The organism is Pseudomonas sp. GW822-FHT06B12, assembly GCF_058799675.1.
Genome location: NZ_JBXALR010000007.1, coordinates 225,900 through 245,604, shown reverse-complemented (window position 1 = coordinate 245,604; position 19,705 = coordinate 225,900). Strand labels below are relative to the sequence as shown.

Genomic DNA, 19,705 nt, shown 5'->3' with positions numbered 1-19,705 from the left:
AACATTTTGATCGTTATGGCCGATAATTCAGCCTAAGCGTCTGTAGGAACCTGCTGTTACAATGCCGCCTCTGCGAATCTCCAGTACATACAGATCAGGAGCACACCGGTGCCTGTCGTTTTTGTCGCCGCTTCCAAGCTGCCAACGCCTTTTGCGCAATTCACCATGCATGGCTTTCTCGATGAGGCCACTGGCCGCGAGCACGTCGTACTGAGTCTGGGTGATGTTGCCGACGGTGCCCCGGTACTCGGCCGGTTGCACTCCGAATGCCTGACCGGCGATGCCTTGTTCAGCCAGCGTTGCGACTGCGGTTCGCAACTCGAGGCGGCGTTGCAGGCGATTGCCCGCGAAGGTCGTGGTGTGTTGCTTTACCTGCGTCAGGAAGGCCGTGGCATTGGCCTGCTGAACAAGATCCGCGCCTATGAACTGCAAGACGGTGGTGCCGACACCGTTGAGGCCAACGAGCGTCTGGGCTTTGCCGCCGACCAGCGCGACTACGCCATGTGCCTGCCGATGCTTGAGCACCTGGGCGTGAAATCCCTGCGCCTGATGACCAACAACCCACGCAAGGTCAACGCCTTGACTGACATGGGCATCGTGGTCGCCGAGCGCGTGCCGCTGCACACTGGCCATAATCCGCACAACAAACTCTACCTGGCGACCAAGGCCAGCAAGCTCGACCACATGATGGGCAACGAGCATCAGGGCGAGGCAGATCGGGCGTGACTCGCGGCCAGGTCCGGCGGAGGCTGTCCGTCAACTGGTGGCAATACTTTGCGCTGGCCTTGCTGCCGCTGCTGGTGATTAACGGCGTGTTCGGTCAGAGCGAGGCGTTTTTGCCGGTGCTGGCGATGCCGTTTTTCATTGCCGGGGTAGCCTCGATGTTTGTCAGCCTGCGGTTTTTCGGCGGCTTCAAACACGCCTTGATCGCCACCCAGAAAGCCCTCGACACCCCGCAAGAGCCCGCAGCCTGGGTTGCCCTGGCGGCTAAGCGCCGTATGGCATTCCTCGTCGCGGCCCTGCCGGCCTGGATCGGCGCACTGGCGGTATTCGTCGGCCTTGAAGCGGTGCCTTTGGTGCTGCTGGCGCTGTCGACCACGGTGCTGTTCTACCTCTACCGTATTCCGCGTCAACTCGGCTGATGCGCCGCTGGCTGGCGGTTCTGCTGCTGGCCATCAGTGGCTCGGCGGCAGCGGTCGAACGAGTCATCAGCCTCGCGCCCTCACTCTCGGAAATCGTCGTTGAACTGGGCTCGGCCGACCTGTTGGTGGGCGTGCTCGATGCTGGCGAGCGTCCTGCAGAACTCAAGTCCATCCCTTCCGTTGGCCGTTACGGTCAGCTGGATATGGAGCGCCTGCTCAGTCTCAAACCGGATTTGCTGTTGCTCTGGCCCGGCAGCATCGGCCCGGCGCAGCGTGAGCAACTGAGTCGATTGGGTATCCCGACCTACGTCGCCGAACCGCATAACCTCAAACAACTGACCCGCCAAATCGAAGCGATAGCCAAGCAGCTAGGCCGGCCGGAGCGTGGGCGTACACTTGCGGCTGATCTACGCAAACAACTCGACGATTTACGCCAACGCTATCAACGAGCAGAACCGCTTCGGGTGTTTTATCAGGTCTGGGATCAACCGCTCTACACCGTGGGCGGCGGGCAGATCATCAGCGATGCGCTTGAGGTGTGCGGTGCGCGCAACGTGTTTGCCGACATGACCTTGCCGGCGCCGCAGGTCAGTGTGGAGTCAGTGCTTTCGCGTAATCCCCAGGCGATTCTCGCCAGCAGCCAGGCACAGCTCGACGCCTGGAAAGCCTGGCCGCAGGTGACGGCGGTGGCTCAAGGGCAATTGCTGCTGGTGACGGATAAAGGCCTGGAGCGGCCGAGCGGGCAGATGATCGCGGCGACCGCCAAGTTATGTCGGTTAATCGCGCCGGACCACTGAGACCGAGGCGTGACCATCGCGAGCAAGCTCGCTCCCACAGTAGATCGAGTTCAGCCACACATTTTGTGCTCGACATAGAGCCAATGTGGGAGCGAGCTTGCTCGCGATGGGGCCAGTCTAAGCACCGCCAATCTCTGGTTAGATCTGTGGTATCCAGCTCGCGCCAAACATCAACGCCCGGCCTTCTTCGCGATACCCGTACTGGCTACCGTCATGTTCGTAGAGTGAGCGGCTGTAATCCTTGTTCAGCAGGTTATCGACTTTCATCTCCAGCGTGACCTGGTGATTCAGCGCCCAACTGCTGCGTAACCCGAGCAGGGCGTAACCGCCCAGCGGCTGACGGTTGTCCTTGTCGTCATAGCTGCTGCTCACCGCCTGCCAACTGGCGCCGAGCCCAAGCCGATCAAACTGACGGTCCAGATCCAGGCTCAAGGTCCGTCGTGCGCGGCGGGTCAGGGTGTGGCCGCTGTCGCGATCTCGCGGGTCAATGATCGCAACACCGAGGTTGCTCTGCCAGCCGAACAACTCCTGTTTGAGGGCCGCTTCGAAACCATTGATCCGCGCCGACGCGATGTTTTCCGGACGTGAGTGGCTGCCAAAGATGATCGCGTCTTCAAGGTCGGTGCGGTACAGCGAGGCTTCCAGACGACTGGTTTCGCTCAGCTGACTGCGCCACTGCACTTCGTAGCTTTTCGAGGTTTCGGGTTTCAGGTTCGGGTTGCTGAAATCCGGGTAGTAGAGGTCGTTGAAGGTCGGTGCGCGGAAACCTTCGCTGTAGCTCAGCAACACGTCGTTGTCCGGGTTCAGCGGCAGGGTGAAGGTGCCGCTCCAGCTGTTCTGGCCGCCGAACTGCTGATTCTGGTCGCGACGCAGACCCAGTTCGGTGGAGAAACTCTCAGCCTGGAAACGATGCTGGATAAACACCGCGCGGTTCCAGCGACTGTCTTCATCGAATGGCGTGCTGCTGTTGACCCGATCTTCATACCAATCACCGCCAAGAATCAGGCTGTTCTGCGGGTTCAGCGTCAGATCGTTCTGCCAGTTCAGCGAGTTGCGGTAGGTATTGAACACGCTGTGATCGTCGCTGAGCTTGTCGAAGGTTTCTTCGCGGTTTTCGCTATGGCCCAGCTCTACGCGGGATTTCCACGCATCGTTGATGTGGGCGTCGACATAGCTGCTGACGCTGCTTACGGTGAAGTCGTTGTAGGGCTTTTGCTGGACGCTGTTGCCGGTGCTCATGTCGTAGCGACCGAACGGGTTGTCGAACTCGTTTTTGCCACGGTTATCGAGGATATTCAGGCCGGCCTCGATATCGTCATTGAAGGCATGACTCAGGCTCAGGCTGACGGAGTTGTTGCGATAGGCATCGTGGTCGTCATCGCTGGGGTATGACTGGTGAGTGCGATTGATTCCGGCGCTGTCATCGAGGCTGGCACCGAGGTTGAAACGGGTTTGCGCATCCCCCCCGGACAAGCCCAGGCTGCGTTCCCAGGTCTGGTTGCTGCCAAACCCCATGTGCAAGCGCGGTTGCAGACCCGACTCGGTACCGCGACGGGTAAAGATCTGAATCACGCCGCCAATCGCATCACTGCCGTAAATCACCGAGCGCGAACCGCGCAGCACTTCCACGCGCTCGATCTGCTGGATATTCAGGTGTTGCAGGTTGCTGTCGCCGGACGTCGAGTTACCGATGCGCTGACCGTCCACCAACACCAGAGTCTGCGCTGAGTTGGTGCCGCGAATGTAAATCCCCGGCAGGCTGCCGCGTCCGCCGCTTTGCGCAACCTGTACACCCGGCACCCGGCGCAGCAGGTCTGTCACGCTGCTCGGTTGCAGGCGGTCGATGTCTTCACGGGTGAACACGGTGTTGGCGGCGCTGCTGTCGTTGCGTGCTTCGACCTGGCGGTTGGCGCTGATCAGCACGTCGGGCAGTTTCAGGGCTTGCTCGCGTTCGAAGGTGTCGGCCAAAAGCTGTCCGGCAGGCAAAAGGCTCAACGTCAGAGCGAGGCGAGGGAAGTTCATGGGCAGTCCATTGGCATTTTGGGCGAACACAATTTGAAGGGCACAAAAAACAAATGTGGGAGCGAGCCTGCTCGCGATGACGGTACGTCAGCCAACATCTAAGTTGACTGAAAGTCCGCTATCGCGAGCAGGCTCGCTCCCACAAGGGGTATTGCATGAATCAGGGGTTTAGAGGCCCAGCAACTGCAGGCGCTTACGCACAGCCGCTTCGATACCCGCTTCATCCAGACCGCATTCGGCGAGCATTTGCGCCGGTTTGGCGTGCTCGACGTAAACGTCCGGCAGGCCCAGGTGCAAAACAGGCTTGAGCAGGTTTTCGCGGGCGAGGAACTCGCTGACGGCGCCACCGGCACCGCCCATGATGGCGTTTTCTTCGATAGTCACCAGCAACTCGTGGCTGCCAGCGATCTCGCGTACCAATGCTTCATCCAGCGGTTTGACGAAGCGCATGTCGACCACGGTCGCATCGATTTTTTCCGCGACTTTCAGTGCTTCGGCCAATTGCACGCCGAACACCAGCAGGGCGACTGTGCTGCCCTGACGACGAATCACGCCTTTGCCGATTTCAATCGGTTCGAGGTTTTTCTCGATGGTCGCGTTCGGCCCCGTACCCCGTGGGTAACGCACTGCTGCCGGGCCGTTGTACAGATGGCCGGTGCTGAGCATTTTGCGCAGCTCGTTTTCGTCGCTCGGGGTCATCACCACCATACCGGGGATGCACCGTAGGAACGACAGGTCGAAACTGCCCGCGTGAGTCGGGCCGTCTTCGCCCACCAGACCTGCACGGTCGATGGCGAACAGCACGTCGAGGTTCTGTACTGCGACATCGTGAACCAGCTGGTCGTAGCCGCGCTGCAGGAACGTCGAGTAAATCGCCACCACCGGTTTGGCGCCTTCGCAGGCCATGCCGGCCGCGAGGGTCACAGCGTGTTGCTCGGCAATCGCCACGTCGAAATAGCGCAGCGGGAAGCGCTCGCTGAAAGCCACCAGGTCGGAGCCTTCTTTCATCGCCGGGGTGATGCCGACCAGACGCGGGTCAGCAGCGGCCATGTCGCACAGCCACTCGCCAAACACGCCGGAGTACTTCGGCCCGCCGGCTTTTTTCGGCGCGGCAGCCGGAGCGTCCAGCGGTTCGAGCTTGGTGATCGCGTGGTAACCGATCGGGTCGACTTCCGCCGGGGCGAAGCCTTTGCCTTTTTTGGTCACGACGTGCAGGAACTGCGGGCCCTTGAGGTCACGCATGTTGCGCAGGGTGGCGATCAGGGTGGGCAGGTCATGGCCGTCGATCGGGCCGATGTAGTTCCAGCCCAGCTCTTCGAACAGGGTGCCGGGAACCAGCATGCCTTTGGCGTATTCTTCGGTACGACGGGCAATTTCCCAGGCGCCGGGCAGGCGCGACAGGACCTTTTTGCTGCCTTCACGCATGCTTGCGTACGTGCGGCTGGAAAGGATCTTCGCCAGATAGTTCGACAGCCCGCCAACGTTGCGCGAGATCGACATGTCGTTGTCGTTGAGGATCACCAGCATGTTGGCGTCGACTTCCGGCGCGTGGTTCAGTGCTTCGAACGCCATGCCCGCGGTCAGTGCGCCGTCGCCGATTACTGCGATCGCCTTGCGATCACTGTTTTGCAGGCGGGCAGCAATCGCCATGCCCAGCGCCGCGCTGATCGAGGTGCTGGAGTGGCCGACGCCAAAGGTGTCGTACTCGCTCTCGGAACGACGCGGGAAAGCCGCAAGGCCGTCCTTCTGGCGCAGGGTGCCCATGCGCTCGCGGCGACCGGTGAGGATCTTGTGCGGATAGGCCTGATGACCTACGTCCCACACCAGCCGGTCGTCCGGGGTGTCGAAAACGTAATGCAACGCGATAGTCAGCTCGATAACACCCAGGCCGGCACCGAAATGCCCACCGGTCTGACCGACCGTGTAGAGCAATTCCAGGCGCAACTCATTCGCCAGGGTTTCCAGCTCGGCTTCGCCTAACCGGCGCAGGCCGTCCGGCGTGTTGGCACGGTCGAGCAGGGGCGTGGTCGGGCGCTTGCGGGGAATCTCATGAAACGTCGTGGGCATCAGGCGAATCGTTATAGGTATAAAAGATGCGGCAGTTTACCTGATGCATCGCACGCTGCCCACGCAGAGCTCGGAACTTGGCCGAAATGCGGTGGGCAGCGAGCCTGTGATCAGCTGCGGCGTTCGACGATATAGCGCGCCAGGTCACGCAGCGGCTCGGCCGACGCGTCAAACGGTCGCAGTGCGTGCAGGGCCTGATCGCGCAGTTCCAGGGCATAGGCCTTGGCCGCGTCGAGGCCGAGCAGCGCCGGGTAAGTCGGTTTGTCCCGGGCAATATCGGCGCCCTGGCGTTTGCCGAGGGTTTCGGTATCGCTTTCGACGTCGAGAATGTCGTCTTGCACCTGAAACGCCAGGCCGATGGCCTGTGCATACGTCTGCAAGGATTTGAGTTGGTCTTTTTCGGCGCGGCCACTGGCCAGGGCTCCGAGTTTGACGCTGGCTTCGATCAACGCGCCGGTCTTGTGCCGATGCATGTATTCGAGGGCTTTTTGATCGAGCTTCAAACCGACCGAACCCAAGTCGATGGCTTGACCGCCGACCATCCCGGCCGGGCCCGCCGCCAACGCCAGGGCACTGACCATTTGCAGGCGGATTTCAGTGTCGGCGCCATTCAGATGCGGGTCGAGCAGGGCGCTGAAAGCCAGGCTTTGCAGGCCGTCACCGGCGAGAATCGCGCAGGCTTCGTCGAATTTTTTATGCGTGGTCGGCTGGCCGCGACGCAGATCGTCATCGTCCATCGCCGGCAAGTCGTCGTGCACCAACGAGTACGCATGGATCAACTCCACCGCACACGCCGCGCCGTTGGCTTGCTCCACGTCACCGCCCAGCGCTTCACACGCAGCGTAAGCCAGCAACGGACGAACGCGTTTGCCGCCATTCATCACGCTGTAGCGCATCGCTTCATATAAGCGTGCGAGTTCAGCACTCGGCGCGTTGAACAGGGTTTCGAGTGCCGCGTTGACTCGGGCCTGGCTGCTGGCCGAATACGCCGCGATCATTCTGGCTGTTCCGCGTCAAAGGGAGCCTCGGTCAGCTCGCCATCACGCTCAAGCAGCACCTGAACCTTCTGCTCGGCCTGCGCCAGCGCAGCCTGGCAATCGCGGGTCAAACCGATGCCTTGCTCGAAAGCGGTCAACGAGTCTTCCAGCGACAGCTCGCCGTTCTCCAGGCGCTCGACCAGCGTTTGCAGGTCAGCGAGGGATTGTTCGAAATCCAGTGCAGCTTTTTTGCGGGCCATGGCGGCGATTTCCGGTAGACGTTAAACCGGCGCGACACTAGCAGATAGGGGGGAGAGGGGCAAATGGAGGGGGCATTTGGCGCCGCCGTCATGGGGCGAAACCACGTTGATGTCAGGACCCTCTGACGATCTATCCCTTATTCGGCTCTTTTCGTGGGCCAAATAAGCTCGCTATCAGGCTCACCGTCCGGCAGCGGGCGTGATTCTCGCCGCAAATTTAGTTGTATCTGATTGTTAAAAACCGTCCATATCGCTAACCTTCGCGCTTTCTACGACCCAATAACCACGGGTCTTTCTGACGAAACGCAGTTTTTTGATCTGTAACGCGCCGAGGATCGGGCGCAAGGTTTCGTTATGCATGGCAGGAGGCGTCACATGCGTTGTTTTCTTTCACTGCTGGTCGCACTGGTCTGCGCATCGGCTGCCTGGGCGGGGCCCACGGCCGAAGTGTCGGAACCGGTGGGTGGCTGGCGCTATAACGGCCTGCTGGACCGCAGTGAAAACCCTCAAGTCGCCTACCCCACACCGCCCATCGATCGGGGCGTGCAGCGCAATCGCACGATGATCGAGGGTCAGCTCAAGGCCATTGGCACGCTGCGCGGGCCTCACACCCTCGCGGTCAACGGCAATCCCCTGAACCTGTACACCGATGACAACGGGCGTTTCACCCGGCCGTATGCGTTCGGCGCCGGTTCCAACAGCGTCGAAGTCCGCAGTTCCGAAGGTAAGTCGCTCAAGCGCGTGCAGTTCTATGAGGCGAATAACCTGCGCACCCCGGCGCGGATTCGCGTGGTGCTGGGTTGGGACGATCCGAAGGCCGAACTCGATCTGCACATCATTACCCCCGACGGCCAGCATGCGTTTTTCGCCCACACGACGTTGACCAACGGCGGCGGCCTCGACCCGGATGGTGTCGATGGCCCGGGCCCGGAAATGTTCACCATGACCGCACCGATGCATGGCACCTATCTGGTTTACGTGAACTATTGGGGCAACTTCGGCAGTGGTGGCTATAACTTCGATGAGTCCAGCAATCAGAACGAGGTGATCACCTCGCAAATCAACCTGGTGCTCAACGAAAACACCGTCGACGAAAAACGCGAAACATTCATCGTGCCCTTGCGGGCTATCGGTGATCTGCTGCTGGTCAAGACTTTCAACTATTGAACATCCCGCACCACGGATGAATTGCTGAGCTTTGGGAACATGAGCGTGAACATGAGCGATAACACGATTTCACCGGCCGATTCCCCGGCCGCCGACGCGCCCGCGGCTAAAGCCTCCCGTCGTTGGCCGGCGCTGCTGATCGGGCTGTGCCTGGTGGTCGGCGTGGCGGGCGGGTTGGGCTGGTTCATGCACAAGCCCAAGGCGCCGCCTGAGCAGTTGGCCAGTGACAAACTGGGCATGAGCCGACCGGACGGTTTGCTCGAAACCCGTTCCTTGAGCCAGTTGCCCAAGGACTTGCTGACGGTGCCATTTCTCAAGGAAACCCTGACCGAAGATTTCGTCTTCTACTACGAAGCCCATGCGGATCGCCTCGGGCTGATCGGCAGTCTGCGCCGGATCATTTACGAGCATGACCTCAAGTTGCAGGACAGCCTGATCGAACAGCTATTCGATCAGCCGGCGGACGTGGCGCTGTGGCGTGGGGCGGATGGTCGCCTGAAGGACTTTCTGCTGGTGATGGATCGCGGTGGCCTGGCCAAGGTACTGGAGCCGTTGGCTAAAGTAGCGCTGGATGATTCGCAGTTGAGCCAGCTTGGCGAGATTAGCGTCGCCGGCGATGTGGTGCCGGTTTATCAACTCACCTACAACGCCAGCAAAGCCCTGGTGTTCGCTTCTCACGGCGACAAACTGGTGGTGCTGTCCAACCCGCGCAAGCTGTATGACATGGGCCATGGTCCGACCGACGAGCACGGCATGGTCTCGACCCAGGCGCTGGAAGCACTGCTGGGTGGCGAAAAGCTCTTCCCCGAAGCCTTCGGCCTGCAACCTAAAGCCCCGGAGGTCAAACAACGGCTCTCGGTCAATTCCAGCGTATTAGCCATGGGTTACCAGCGCTTCATCCCGAACTTCGCCGGGTTGCGTTTCGACATGGACGATAAGGGCTGGCACAGTTTCCTGGCCATGGATGAACTGGAAAACCAGCCGGACTTCGATTTCAAACCGATCTGGCAAGCCATGCCCATAGGCGCCAGCGCCTGCGTGGCCCTGCCGCTGGCCGCCGAACAACAAAAACCGCTGCTGGTGAAACTCGGCGCCGACGAAGCGGTGGCCCAGGCCCTGACCGACCATGTGGCCGGTGCCGCCGGCCTCTGCTGGTACGCCGACTCACGGCTGTACACGCCGTTGCTGGTCGCCAGTCTGAATGACAAGGGCAGTGCCAAGCTCGACGGCGATCTGGGCAAGCTGTTTGGCTCGATGGTGGGCGCCTATGAAAGCAATGTCGCCGAACACGCCTTTGCAGTGGTCGAGAAACAGCAAGGCGAAACCCATCGGTGGCAGCGCCAGGTCAGCTCCAACTTTGGCCAATACCCGGCCAAGGCTGCCGAGCAGCCTGAAGCAATCACCGGCAAGGCGTTCCTGCGGGTGAGTCTGGCGCGCCACGGCTCGACGCTGTTGTTCTCCCTCGACGACACACTGGTGGACAAGGCCCTGGGCACCCTCGACAAACGTTTCCCGCCACTGGCCGACGTGTTGCCGAAAGATCAGCTGACGCCGCTCTACTTCGGCCCGGATTCCATGGCACAACTGATGCAACGGGAAACCCTGGATAGCCTGCCGCAAGACATGGAGCCGGTTTTCTACAACGCCGCGCAAACCTACCTGATTCCGAAACTGCGCACACTCGGCGGCTACGGAAAATACGCCCTGACCTTGCCCAAAGGCAGCGAGCCCGATGGCCACTGGCAATGGCTTCCGCTGGAATGGAAAGCCCTGTGACGGCACTCATCCGAGGCCTTGGCCTGCTGGCACTGCTGCTCGGCACGCGGGCATTTGCCAGCGAAGCCGCGCCGCTTGACCCGCAGCAATCCCAGGTATTTCGCGCCTGGTTTGTGCGCATCGCCCAGGAACAATTGACCCAGGGCCCGAGCCCGCGCTGGTATCAGCAGGACTGCGCCGGGCTGGTGCGCTTCGCCGCCAACGAAGCGTTGAAAGTCCACGATGACAAATGGCTGCGTAGCAATGGCCTGTCCAATCGCTACCTGCCGCCGGAACTGCAATTGAGCGACGCCCAGCGTGGCCTCGCCCAGCAATGGCAGCAGGGCGGCGGCAAGGTCGGGCCTTACGTCAACGCCATCAAGCTGATCCAGTACAACAGCCATCGGGTGGGCCGCGACCTGGCCCAGGCCCGGCCTGGTGATCTGATGTTTTTCGATCAGGGCGACGACCAGCACCTGATGATCTGGATGGGCCGCTACATCGCCTATCACACCGGCACCACCACCCCTACCGACAACGGCATGCGCTCCGCAAGCCTGCAGCAACTCATGACATGGAAGGACACCCGATGGATTCCCGACGCAGCCAACCCCAACTTCATCGGCGTCTATCGACTGAACTTTCTCTCCCAATGATCGGTGCCCGCATGTTGCGCATGTGTTCAAGATTGCCTCTGTTGTTGGCATTGCTGGCCCCTTTGGCCACGGTCAATGCTGATGATTCCATCGAACCCAGCGGCTATACGGCGGTGGCCGGTGAAAGTTTTTTCCTGCTGGCCGACAGCAGTTTTGCCAGTGATGAGCAGGCGATGGTTCGCCTCGAAGCGCCGGGCCGCGACTATCGCCGGTATCGCATGGAACCCTACGGCGGCGCGGACATTCGGGTCTATCGGATCGACAAGCCGCTGGATTTCCTCAAGCGTCAGAAGAACTTGCACCGCGTGGTCAGCGACGGCCAGTTCAAGGGCGAAGGCCTGTCGAACACTCTCGCCTACCTGTGGGACAGCTGGTACCGCAAATCCCGTCGGGTGATGCAGCGAGCGTTTTCTTACGAGTCTCGCAAACAGGTCACCGAGGAAGTGCCGGAACTGAAGATGGGCACCGCCATCGTCGCGCGAACGCCTTACGACGCGCAGCCGCAATTTGCCCTGATTCCGGGTTTGCCGGTGGTCAGCCAGTTTCGTTATCCGCTGTGGGAGGCCAAGCCGATACAGCCGCCTGCGGGTGTGAACCTGGCGGGTTCTTCCAGCGAGTTCATCAGTGTCGCGCCGGGTAACGTCTACATCCCGTTGGGTCATCTGAAGCCGGGGCTGTATCTGGTGGAGGCCCTGATCGGCAAGTACCGTGCGACCACCATGGTGTTCGTCTCCAACACCGTGGCCGTGAGCAAGATTGCTGGTGATGAACTGCTGGTCTGGGCCGCACGCAAACATGAAGGTAGTTCAGTGCCCAAGGTCAATGTGCTGTGGACCGATGGCCTGGGTGTCATGAGCAGTGGCACCACGGATGCCGATGGTTTGCTGCGTCTGAAGCACGTCAGCCCGGAGCGTTCCTTCGTGATCGGCGAGGACGAAGAGGGCGGGGTGTTTGTCTCCGAGAACTTCTATTACGACAGTGAGATCTACGACACCAAACTCTATGCATTCACCGACCGTCCGCTCTATCGGCCGGGGGATTGGGTGTCGCTGAAAATCGTTGGTCGCGAGTTCAAGAACGCCCGGGATTCGGTGCTGCCGGCTGCTGCCGACGTCAACGTCAGCGTGCTGGATGCCACCGGCACCGCGCTGCAATCGTTGGCGCTGAAGCTGGATTCCAAGGCCGGTACGCAGGGCCGCTTCCAGTTGCCGGAAAACGCCGTGGCCGGTGGTTATGAGCTGCGCTTCAGCTACAAGGATCAGGCTTACAGCAGTGCTTTTCGCGTTGCGGAATACATCAAGCCGCACTTCGAAATTTCCCTGAACCTGGCCAAACAGGATTACCGCACCGGCGAACCGGTCAAGGGTAGCCTCGTGTTGCTGTACCCGGACGGCAAGCCCGTGGCCAACGCCAAGTTGAGCCTGAGCCTGCGTGCCCAGCAACTGTCGATGGTCGACAACGAACTGCAATACCTCGGGCAATTCCCGGTGGAGCTGACCAGCACCGAACTGACCACCGATTCCAAGGGCAACGCCACACTCGACCTACCGGCCGCCGAGAAACCGAGTCGCTACATGCTCACGGTGTTCGCCAGCGATGGTGCGGCGTATCGGGTCAAGACCACCAAGGAAATCCTCATCGATCGCGGCGCCGCAAGTTTCCGCTTGAGCGCGCCACAGCGCTTCAGTGCGGTCGGCGACAAGGTTGCATTCAGCTACGTCAACGAGGGTGGCAGCGAGCAGAGCAAAGCGCTGAGCCCGAGCACCTACAGCTGGGTGCGCCTGGAAGACCAGAGCCAGGGCGAGGGCAAACTCGCGGCCGCGGATAAAGGCTTTGAACTGGCGTTCGATCGCCCGGGTACCTACAACCTGACGTTGAAGGATGACCACGGTCGTGCGCTGGGTGGCACCGGCCACTCGGTCACCGGCGACGGCGTCAAAGCCGTGCCAGGCACTGTGGAAATCGTTCTCGACAAACCCGAGTACAAGGCTGGCGATGAAGCGCTGGCATTGATTACGTTCCCTGAGCCGGTCAGTGATGCCCTGCTGTCTCTGGAGCGCGACAAAGTCGAGGCCACGGCGCTGCTGTCCAAGGGCGGCGACTGGCTGAGAATGGAAAAACTCAGCCCCACGCAGTACCGCGCGCGGATTCCGGTGAAGGACACGTTCGCCCCGAACCTGACCTTCTCCGTGCTCTACACCAAGGGCGGCCAGTACAGCTTCCAGAACATCGGCATCAAAGTCGTTGCGCCACAGATCGACTTGGCCATCGCCACCGACAAGGATAGCTACCAGCCGGGCGATACCGTGTCGGTGGACCTGACCACCCGTTTCGCCGGCAAGCCTGTTCCGGCGCACCTGACGGTCAGCGTGGTGGATGAAATGGTTTACGCGTTGCAACCGGAAGTCGCGCCGACCATCGACCAGTTCTTCTACCACCCACGGCGCAACAACGTGCGCACCAGCGCCAGCCTGTCGTTCATCAGCTACGACGTGGCCTTGCCGGGCAGCCCTGGAGCACCAGGCAAGGCCAACCGTAGCGAGCGCGGGGTGAAAGTGCTGGAGCGACCACGCCGCGAAGACGTTGATACGGCAGCGTGGCAGCCGGAATTGATGACCGACGCCAGCGGCAAGACCCGCTTCACCTTCAAGATGCCTGACTCCCTGACCCGCTGGCGCATCACCGCCCGTGCCATTGCCGATGACGGTCAGGTCGGTCAGAAGAAGCAATTCGTGCGCTCGGACAAACCGCTGTACCTGAAATGGAGCGGCCCCAGCAAATTCCGCATCGGCGACAAACCGGATCTCGGGGTGTTCGCTTTCAGCCAGTCCGAGAAACCGGTCAAGGCCGAGCTGGTGAGCCATTACGGCGGCGTCGATCAGCGTGTGCCGGTGACCCTGAACAACGGCATCAACTACATCGCGCTACCCGCCTTCGCATTGACCAGTGGCGAGTGGACCGCCGAGTTGGTGCAGGATGGTAAAGCCGCAGACGCCCTGGCCGTGCGCCTGACCGCGACCGGCGAAGGTTGGCAAGTGACTCAAAGCCAAAGTCTGGATGTGGTGAGCGGCGATACACCGCTGACCCTGCCGGCGGATGCCAGCGATATTCGCCTGCGGCTGGATGACAGCCCGCAAGCGATGTTCCGTTCGGCCCTCGACGACCTGTTGAGCTACCCGTACGGTGGCGTCGAGCAGACCGCCAGTCGTTTGCTGCCGCTAAGCATCGCTTACCCGACCTTGTCGTCGACCCCGAGGATTCGCGACCGCTTGCGGCTGATCATGCAGAACAGCCGTCTGCGACTGGTGCAAATGGCCGGGCCTTCTGCGTGCTTCACCTGGTGGGGGCAGGACGGCGAACCGGATGCGTTCCTCACCGCGTATGCCTACTACGCCGACTGGTACGCCAGCAAGGCGCTGGATCTGAGTCTGCCGCCAGAGCACTGGCAGCAGGTGCTGGAGATCTACGCAAAGCAGGCGAAGGACACGCCGCTGTTGCAGCGAGCGCTGATTGTGTCGTTCGCCAGGCAGATGCACTTGCCGGTGAACACGTTGCTCAGCGGTTTGATGGATGATCTGGCGAAAGCAGGCGAGGGCAATGCTGCAAACCTGATGGACGAGGGTGAAGACAGCATTGTCATGAGCGATCCGGACTCGGCGCTGGGTCTGGCCAGTGCTCGCGTGCTGACCGCATCGATGGCCATGCAGGCGAAGGTCAATCTGCCGGACGCTTTCAATCGGCAACTGGCGGATGCCAGGCAACGTCTGGCCGTCAGCTCCCAGTCGTTTGTCGAGGCCTTGAACCTGTCGCTGCAACCCTTCGATCAGGCACATGCGACAGCGTTGTTGCAACGTCTGTTGCCGCAGCAATCGACTCTGGAGCGTGCTTTGGCGCTGACCTGGCTGCAACGCAGCATCGAACAGGCTTCACCCGCCGTTGCGTTGACACCGGGTGAGGGCTGGAAGCAAGAGCAGGGCGCTACGGGCGAAATCTACTGGCAGTGGCAAGGTGCGCAAGTGCCTGGCATGTTGTCCCTGACCGGCGCCCAGGAGCGTCCGCTGCGGGCCGCGTTGAGCTTCCAGAGCAAGCAACCGGCATTCGATCCGATGGCTGTGACCATCACACGTCGCCTGTCGCGGCTGGTGCCGGGTGACGAAGCCTTCAGCTTCAAGCTGGAAACGGTCGGCACCCAGCCATTGTCCAGTGACAGTCTGTACCTGGACGAAGTGATCATCGCCAGCAACGCCGCGAAGCCACTGCGCTACGGCATGCTCGAAGTGCCGCTGCCACCGGGTGCGGATGTTGAGCGTACGACCTGGGGCATCAAGCTCGTGGGCAAGGCCGGCAGCGAGCCGAGCGCGTTGGAAAAGGCCCGTTTCGAACCGGGACAATTGGCCTACGCGATTCCGGTGGATGCCCTGAGCGGTGAATTGCGTCTGCGTCATCTGGTGCGTTTCTCGCAAAAAGGTCAGTTCAACCTGCCGCCGGTACGCTTCACACAGGTCTATGCGCCACAGCACCAGGCCCTGGAACAGAAACCGGCGCTCGGCCAGATCACGGTCAAATGACATGACCCGGCTTCTGGTCTGGTGGCTGCTGTGCCTGATCCCTGCGCTGGCCACGGCGCAGGACAAACCGCTGCGCCTGGCCTGGAAGGGTGAGTTGCTGCATTTGAGTCGGACCCAGGTGATGGAGCGCGAGCCGTTGCCGCAGACGTTGCAGACACCGCTGGGTAGTGTGTGGAAGCTGTTCGTTTATGGGTGGCTGGTCGATACCGGCGCTCGTGAGCCGGTTTATGAGTGTCGCGGGCAGTCAAAGGAAGAAGTGTATTGCTGCACCGCTGGCGGGAGTATTGGGCGGGATCAGGCGTTGGTGAAATCCTGCGGACTGTATTTCGATCCACAGCGGTTGGGCATTACTGGCACCGGTTGGCGGGAATATTGGCAGACGCGTCAGGCGCCGGAGTGGTTGCTGGATCTGCCGTCGTTGCAGCCGCAAACTCAGGTTTCGGTGGCTGAGTTGTTAAAGGCACTGGCGCTGATGCCGGCGCAGGATCAGGCCCGTCAAGTGTTGCTGGATGTGGTGTTGAACGCCGCTGACGGCAATGCCGTGGGTGAACTCGGTGGCCGCCTGCGAGTGAAAACCTGGAGTTGGCTGGGGGATCGGGACCCTTCGTCGCGTCAGGGCGGGTTCGCCGGATGGCTGGCGGACGGAACGCCTATCTGGGCCGGCGGGCGGGGCACCAGCCAGAGGGTCCTGCGCAACTACGCAGAGGCGCTGTCCAGCGTGTTGCCGTCCACTTGGCCTGCGCAAGCGGGGCGATGCGTCGAAGTCAGCCTGTTCTCCCGCTATCCACTGCAACGCGTGCTCTCAGGTGATCGTGTCGCGCCCCCCGGCCCCTTGCAGGGCGACTACCGCGTCGAGTTCGTCAACGGTAACCAACTCGACATCCACAGCGATGGCGAGCTGTTTCTATTGAAGGACGGCCCTTCACAAAAGCTGGTCGCCCGTCTGGACCGCGAAGAATACGTCGCTCGCGTCCTCCAGCGCGAAGCCAGGCCCGAGCCCGCCGAAGCTGCCAAAGCCCTGGCCGTCGCGATCCGCACCTACCTGCTGCAAAATGCCACCCGCAGTGGTGACTGCCTGAGCATCGACGACAGCAGCAGCCGTCAGCGCGTCGCCCCACGCCCGGCCGCGGCGGAGTCGCGCAACATTGCCGCCTGGACCAGCGACCTGGTCCTCGCCGGCAGCACCGTCACTTACCACTCCGATCAGCCCGGCACAGACAAACTTTCCTGGCAGCAAGCCGTTGAACAAGCCAGTGCCGGCCAGCGCTATGACGCGATCCTGCTTCACGCCTACCCGCGCGCGAGCCTCAGCCGTTGGGACAATCCCGTCGCCTCCTGCGAGGCCCTGCCCGCCGCGCAAGACTGGCTACAGAACCAACGCCGCGGCTGGCGCCAACGCCTTGAAAGCGAAGTCGGCTACAACGAAGTCAGCACCTTCGCGGTCTGCCGCCTCGCTTTCGGTCACCCTTATGTCGACCGCGAACGCCAGCGCATTTACGTGCGCGGCGTGCTGTCGCTACAGGATCGCCTAGACCTGACTCACGAATACCTGCACCTGGCCTTCGATGCACACCCCAACGGCCAGGACGAAACCTACATCGAAGGGCTCGCCCGCCACCTTTTACTGGAATAGGCCATGAAACATTGTTATCCACAGGTCATCCTGTTCCTCTGCTCTTTGACTGCGTTGCCTATGGCGATGGCAGCCGACGCCGTCAAACTCGACACCCCTGTCGGCGGCTGGCGCATCGGTGCCGCCGAAGGCGAAGGCGAAAACTTCCGTCAGACCGTCAACTACCCGGCTTCCTCGGTCAACACCCCGGTGGGCCAGGCCAACACCGCTCGCATTACCGGTCAAATCAAAGCCACTCCCAAGCGCAACGAGCCCGGAAAACTCATCGTCAACGGCGTCAGCATGCCGCTGAAGCTCGACCCCGCCGGACATTTCGACCGCCCGTTTTCATTCCCCAGTGGCAGCAATAGCGTCGAAGTCCGCAGCCCGGACGGTCAACAACGCCACCGCACTCAATTCCTCCACATCAGCGGCGGTGCGACCCCGGCCAAACTGCGGGTCCTGTTGTCCTGGGACAGCGATAACACTGATCTGGATTTGCACCTGATCACCCCTGATGGCGCGCACATCTGGTACGGCGATCGCGTGGCGGCCAACGGTGCGGCGCTGGATGTCGACGTCACCACCGGATACGGACCGGAGATTTTTTCCATGCCTGCGCCGATCAAGGGGCAATACCTGGTGTATGTGAATTACTTTGGAGGCGGGTATCGCAGTGGTGAGGAGGGCCAGGAGAATGCTGTTCAGCCGCTGACGACGGCGCAGGTGACGGTGATTACAGAAGAGGGAACGCCTGACGAGAAGATGCAGACGTTTGTCGTGCCGATGCGGGCAGTGGGGGAGTTGACGCTGGTTCGGGCGTTTAGTTATCCGTGAGGGGGAGGGTAGCTGATCTGATACCGAGTACTACGACCACCCCCTGGCAAACGCATCAGGCAGCCTTTCTCCAGCAACTCCGTCAAGTGTCGGGTTGCGGTGGCTTTGGATACTTTTGCCACGGCTTGATACTGGGCGGCGCTGATGCCGTTCTCAAAGCCGTTCTCGCCGCCATCGAGCAAGCGATTGAGTACTTTGACTTGTTCTGAAGACAGCGGATGTTCTCGATGCTGCTGCCAGAAACGCGCCTTGCCGAGCACGCGGTCGATACGAACCATAGCCTGTTGAAGGCTGCGCAATAGTGTTTGCAGAAACCACTCCAGCCACTCGGTGATATCAAGCGTGGCTTTCTGAGAGGTCTCCAGCACCCGGTAATAACCGGCGCGATCATCCAGGATACTGGCGGACATGGCGTAGAAACGGATGGCCTGGTTCTCGCCTTGAGCGAGCGCCAAGTCAGTCAGGGCACGGGTTAAACGACCGTTGCCATCGTCGAACGGATGGAGCGTCACAAACCAGAAGTGCGCGATGCCTGCACGCAGCAGCGGATCGAGTTGCGTGTCAGCATGGCTGCTCTTGAACCAGTCGAGGAAGGCATCCAGTTGCTGCTCAAGGCCGTCTCGCGCAGGGGCCTCGAAATGAACGGTCGGCTTGTCCAGGCGACCAGAAACCACCTGCATCGGCTCATCTCCACGCAAGGCGCCGACACGGATATTTCGTGCACTGAAGTCTTCTTCCTGAGCAGGGAACAACCACTCATGCCAGCGCAGCAGACGTTCAAGGTTCAGCGGCTCGGCGAAATGCTGGGTGGCGTCCAGCATCAACTCCGCCAACCCTTCACTGCGCTTGCTCACGCGACTGTCGCCTACGTTTTCCAGGCCCAGACGTCGGGCCAGCGAAGAGTGCACCGAACCTGCATTAAGCTGTTCGCCTTCGATGGCGGATGAGGTCACGATGTTCTGCAGCAGCGAGTCCAGCTCACTTTGCGCACTGAGCGCTCCCCCCGCCGAACTGGACATTCCCAGCAGACGACCTTGCGCCTGCACGCACTCACGCACCAGCGGCGCCAAACGTGCGGCTTGCCAGTGAAAGTGCGGCCAATCGGGCTGCTGCCAGATCCAACGAGGATGGTCCATGGGGAAGGGCTCTTGAGTGTGAGCCGAATAAGGAGGTTATTCGGCTCATTTGATGAGCCGATTGTGTGAGCTATTCGGCTCACCGTCCAGTAGCTCGTCAGTGCGCCTGGCGATTCAGAAGAAACGATCGGCCATCACTCAATCACTCTGATCCGCAGTGGACAGCACGTCATTGATCTTCCAGCAGCCATTGTTCTTGACCAGCAGCACATCAACGATCTGGGTTGTATCGGGCGTATTGCCCAATGTCACCTGCTCCTTGGCTGAGGCTCCCTGCACGAGTGGCTCACTGACCTTGATGTGGGTGAGCCATTCTTCCATGTAGTCTTGAGCCTTGATGAAATAGTCCTCTTCCAGCCCGTCCGGGCTGGCTATCTGCTTTTTGATCTTGTCGATCAGATCGTCCGAAACGTACTGCTTCATCTGCGCAATATCATCGGTCAGCGGATCTTTTTCATCGCTGAAACTTTGCAGGTACCCGTTATAGAAAGCTTCGGCCACCGGCTTGGGGGAGCTGGCGCAGTCGGCGAAGGCAACGAGGGGATGAAAAACCGCGGCGGCGAACAGCAGGGAAAGCCACTTTCTCATGGTTGTGTCCTTACAGACTCGATGGGATTGGGCGAGGCGTGGGGCATCCGCCAAGCCCGTTCAGGCGCCGGATAGGTTGAGCGCTTTGGGGAGGGGCAGTCAAGAAACTGTATAGGGGCTG

16 protein-coding genes are annotated in these 19,705 nt (G+C 61.0%); 9 read left to right on the top strand and 7 right to left on the bottom strand.

Features of this window, described 5'->3' with window-relative positions:
* Positions 1 to 108: 108 nt before the first annotated feature.
* The 3 genes from ribA to AC1RKH_RS17950 are packed head-to-tail and all read left to right on the top strand — an operon-like array spanning position 109 to position 1,939.
* Positions 109 to 726: a GTP cyclohydrolase II gene (ribA, locus tag AC1RKH_RS17960; protein ID WP_123423465.1), complete on the top strand. Its 618-nt coding sequence runs from the start codon at positions 109 to 111 to the stop codon at positions 724 to 726.
* Positions 723 to 1,142: an MFS transporter gene (locus tag AC1RKH_RS17955; protein WP_493063530.1), complete on the top strand. Its 420-nt coding sequence runs from the start codon at positions 723 to 725 to the stop codon at positions 1,140 to 1,142. Before ribA ends, AC1RKH_RS17955 begins: the two co-directional genes overlap by 4 nt.
* Entirely contained in the window at positions 1,142 to 1,939 is a 798-nt protein-coding gene (locus AC1RKH_RS17950; protein ID WP_123423467.1) for a cobalamin-binding protein, read from the top strand. Before AC1RKH_RS17955 ends, AC1RKH_RS17950 begins: the two co-directional genes overlap by 1 nt.
* 138 nt (positions 1,940 to 2,077) lie before the next feature.
* On the opposite strand, the gene AC1RKH_RS17945 is transcribed toward AC1RKH_RS17950, so the two are convergent.
* From AC1RKH_RS17945 to AC1RKH_RS17925, 5 genes are all read right to left on the bottom strand, one after another.
* Entirely contained in the window at positions 2,078 to 3,961 is a 1,884-nt protein-coding gene (locus AC1RKH_RS17945) for a TonB-dependent receptor domain-containing protein (protein ID WP_493063531.1), read from the bottom strand.
* Between the two features lie 168 nt (positions 3,962 to 4,129).
* Positions 4,130 to 6,028, bottom strand: a complete 1,899-nt coding sequence (dxs, locus tag AC1RKH_RS17940; RefSeq protein ID WP_493063532.1) for a 1-deoxy-D-xylulose-5-phosphate synthase — start codon at positions 6,026 to 6,028, stop codon at positions 4,130 to 4,132.
* Between the two features lie 110 nt (positions 6,029 to 6,138).
* Positions 6,139 to 7,026 (bottom strand): (2E,6E)-farnesyl diphosphate synthase, encoded by an 888-nt coding sequence (gene ispA / locus AC1RKH_RS17935; protein WP_493063533.1) that lies wholly within the window; start codon positions 7,024 to 7,026, stop codon positions 6,139 to 6,141.
* Positions 7,023 to 7,265 (bottom strand): exodeoxyribonuclease VII small subunit, encoded by a 243-nt coding sequence (locus tag AC1RKH_RS17930; protein ID WP_019693836.1) that lies wholly within the window; start codon positions 7,263 to 7,265, stop codon positions 7,023 to 7,025. Before AC1RKH_RS17930 ends, ispA begins: the two co-directional genes overlap by 4 nt.
* Positions 7,266 to 7,499: 234 nt before the next feature.
* Positions 7,500 to 7,625 (bottom strand): hypothetical protein, encoded by a 126-nt coding sequence (locus AC1RKH_RS17925; RefSeq protein WP_493063534.1) that lies wholly within the window; start codon positions 7,623 to 7,625, stop codon positions 7,500 to 7,502.
* A gap of 15 nt (positions 7,626 to 7,640) precedes the next feature.
* On the opposite strand from AC1RKH_RS17925, the gene AC1RKH_RS17920 reads away from it, so the two are divergent.
* The 6 genes from AC1RKH_RS17920 to AC1RKH_RS17895 are packed head-to-tail and all read left to right on the top strand — an operon-like array spanning position 7,641 to position 17,860.
* Positions 7,641 to 8,432 carry a YfaP family protein gene (locus AC1RKH_RS17920; protein ID WP_493063535.1) on the top strand — a complete coding sequence of 264 codons (792 nt, stop codon included), beginning with the start codon at positions 7,641 to 7,643 and terminating at the stop codon, positions 8,430 to 8,432.
* A gap of 51 nt (positions 8,433 to 8,483) precedes the next feature.
* Positions 8,484 to 10,208: a DUF2138 domain-containing protein gene (locus tag AC1RKH_RS17915; RefSeq protein WP_493063536.1), complete on the top strand. Its 1,725-nt coding sequence runs from the start codon at positions 8,484 to 8,486 to the stop codon at positions 10,206 to 10,208.
* A complete protein-coding gene (locus tag AC1RKH_RS17910) occupies positions 10,193 to 10,843 on the top strand; it encodes a DUF1175 domain-containing protein (protein ID WP_493063537.1) in 651 nt (216 codons plus the stop codon). Before AC1RKH_RS17915 ends, AC1RKH_RS17910 begins: the two co-directional genes overlap by 16 nt.
* A complete protein-coding gene (locus AC1RKH_RS17905; protein WP_493063538.1) occupies positions 10,840 to 15,411 on the top strand; it encodes an alpha-2-macroglobulin family protein in 4,572 nt (1,523 codons plus the stop codon). The genes AC1RKH_RS17910 and AC1RKH_RS17905 overlap by 4 nt, the downstream gene beginning before the upstream one ends.
* A 1-nt stretch (position 15,412) precedes the next feature.
* Positions 15,413 to 17,044, top strand: a complete 1,632-nt coding sequence (locus AC1RKH_RS17900) for a DUF2300 domain-containing protein (protein WP_493063539.1) — start codon at positions 15,413 to 15,415, stop codon at positions 17,042 to 17,044.
* A gap of 3 nt (positions 17,045 to 17,047) precedes the next feature.
* Positions 17,048 to 17,860: a YfaP family protein gene (locus AC1RKH_RS17895; RefSeq protein ID WP_493063540.1), complete on the top strand. Its 813-nt coding sequence runs from the start codon at positions 17,048 to 17,050 to the stop codon at positions 17,858 to 17,860.
* Here AC1RKH_RS17895 and AC1RKH_RS17890 read toward each other — a convergent pair.
* Both AC1RKH_RS17890 and AC1RKH_RS17885 read right to left on the bottom strand, forming a co-directional pair.
* A complete protein-coding gene (locus AC1RKH_RS17890) occupies positions 17,851 to 18,996 on the bottom strand; it encodes a Fic family protein (RefSeq protein ID WP_493063541.1) in 1,146 nt (381 codons plus the stop codon). The two genes, AC1RKH_RS17895 and AC1RKH_RS17890, sit on opposite strands and share 10 nt — an antisense overlap.
* Positions 18,997 to 19,134: 138 nt before the next feature.
* Positions 19,135 to 19,584 carry a DUF3828 domain-containing protein gene (locus tag AC1RKH_RS17885; RefSeq protein ID WP_493063542.1) on the bottom strand — a complete coding sequence of 150 codons (450 nt, stop codon included), beginning with the start codon at positions 19,582 to 19,584 and terminating at the stop codon, positions 19,135 to 19,137.
* Positions 19,585 to 19,705 lie beyond the last annotated feature (121 nt).

Coding starts and splice junctions, on each gene's coding strand:
- AC1RKH_RS17915 (WP_493063536.1), top strand. CDS start 8,484: ATGAGCGATAACACGATTTCACCGGCCGATTCCCCGGCCGCCGACGCG.
- dxs (WP_493063532.1), bottom strand. CDS start 6,028: ATGCCCACGACGTTTCATGAGATTCCCCGCAAGCGCCCGACCACGCCC.
- AC1RKH_RS17930 (WP_019693836.1), bottom strand. CDS start 7,265: ATGGCCCGCAAAAAAGCTGCACTGGATTTCGAACAATCCCTCGCTGAC.
- AC1RKH_RS17945 (WP_493063531.1), bottom strand. CDS start 3,961: ATGAACTTCCCTCGCCTCGCTCTGACGTTGAGCCTTTTGCCTGCCGGA.
- AC1RKH_RS17905 (WP_493063538.1), top strand. CDS start 10,840: ATGATCGGTGCCCGCATGTTGCGCATGTGTTCAAGATTGCCTCTGTTG.
- ispA (WP_493063533.1), bottom strand. CDS start 7,026: ATGATCGCGGCGTATTCGGCCAGCAGCCAGGCCCGAGTCAACGCGGCA.
- AC1RKH_RS17950 (WP_123423467.1), top strand. CDS start 1,142: ATGCGCCGCTGGCTGGCGGTTCTGCTGCTGGCCATCAGTGGCTCGGCG.
- AC1RKH_RS17920 (WP_493063535.1), top strand. CDS start 7,641: ATGCGTTGTTTTCTTTCACTGCTGGTCGCACTGGTCTGCGCATCGGCT.
- AC1RKH_RS17885 (WP_493063542.1), bottom strand. CDS start 19,584: ATGAGAAAGTGGCTTTCCCTGCTGTTCGCCGCCGCGGTTTTTCATCCC.
- AC1RKH_RS17910 (WP_493063537.1), top strand. CDS start 10,193: ATGGAAAGCCCTGTGACGGCACTCATCCGAGGCCTTGGCCTGCTGGCA.
- AC1RKH_RS17925 (WP_493063534.1), bottom strand. CDS start 7,625: ATGCATAACGAAACCTTGCGCCCGATCCTCGGCGCGTTACAGATCAAA.
- AC1RKH_RS17900 (WP_493063539.1), top strand. CDS start 15,413: ATGACCCGGCTTCTGGTCTGGTGGCTGCTGTGCCTGATCCCTGCGCTG.
- AC1RKH_RS17895 (WP_493063540.1), top strand. CDS start 17,048: ATGAAACATTGTTATCCACAGGTCATCCTGTTCCTCTGCTCTTTGACT.
- AC1RKH_RS17890 (WP_493063541.1), bottom strand. CDS start 18,996: ATGGACCATCCTCGTTGGATCTGGCAGCAGCCCGATTGGCCGCACTTT.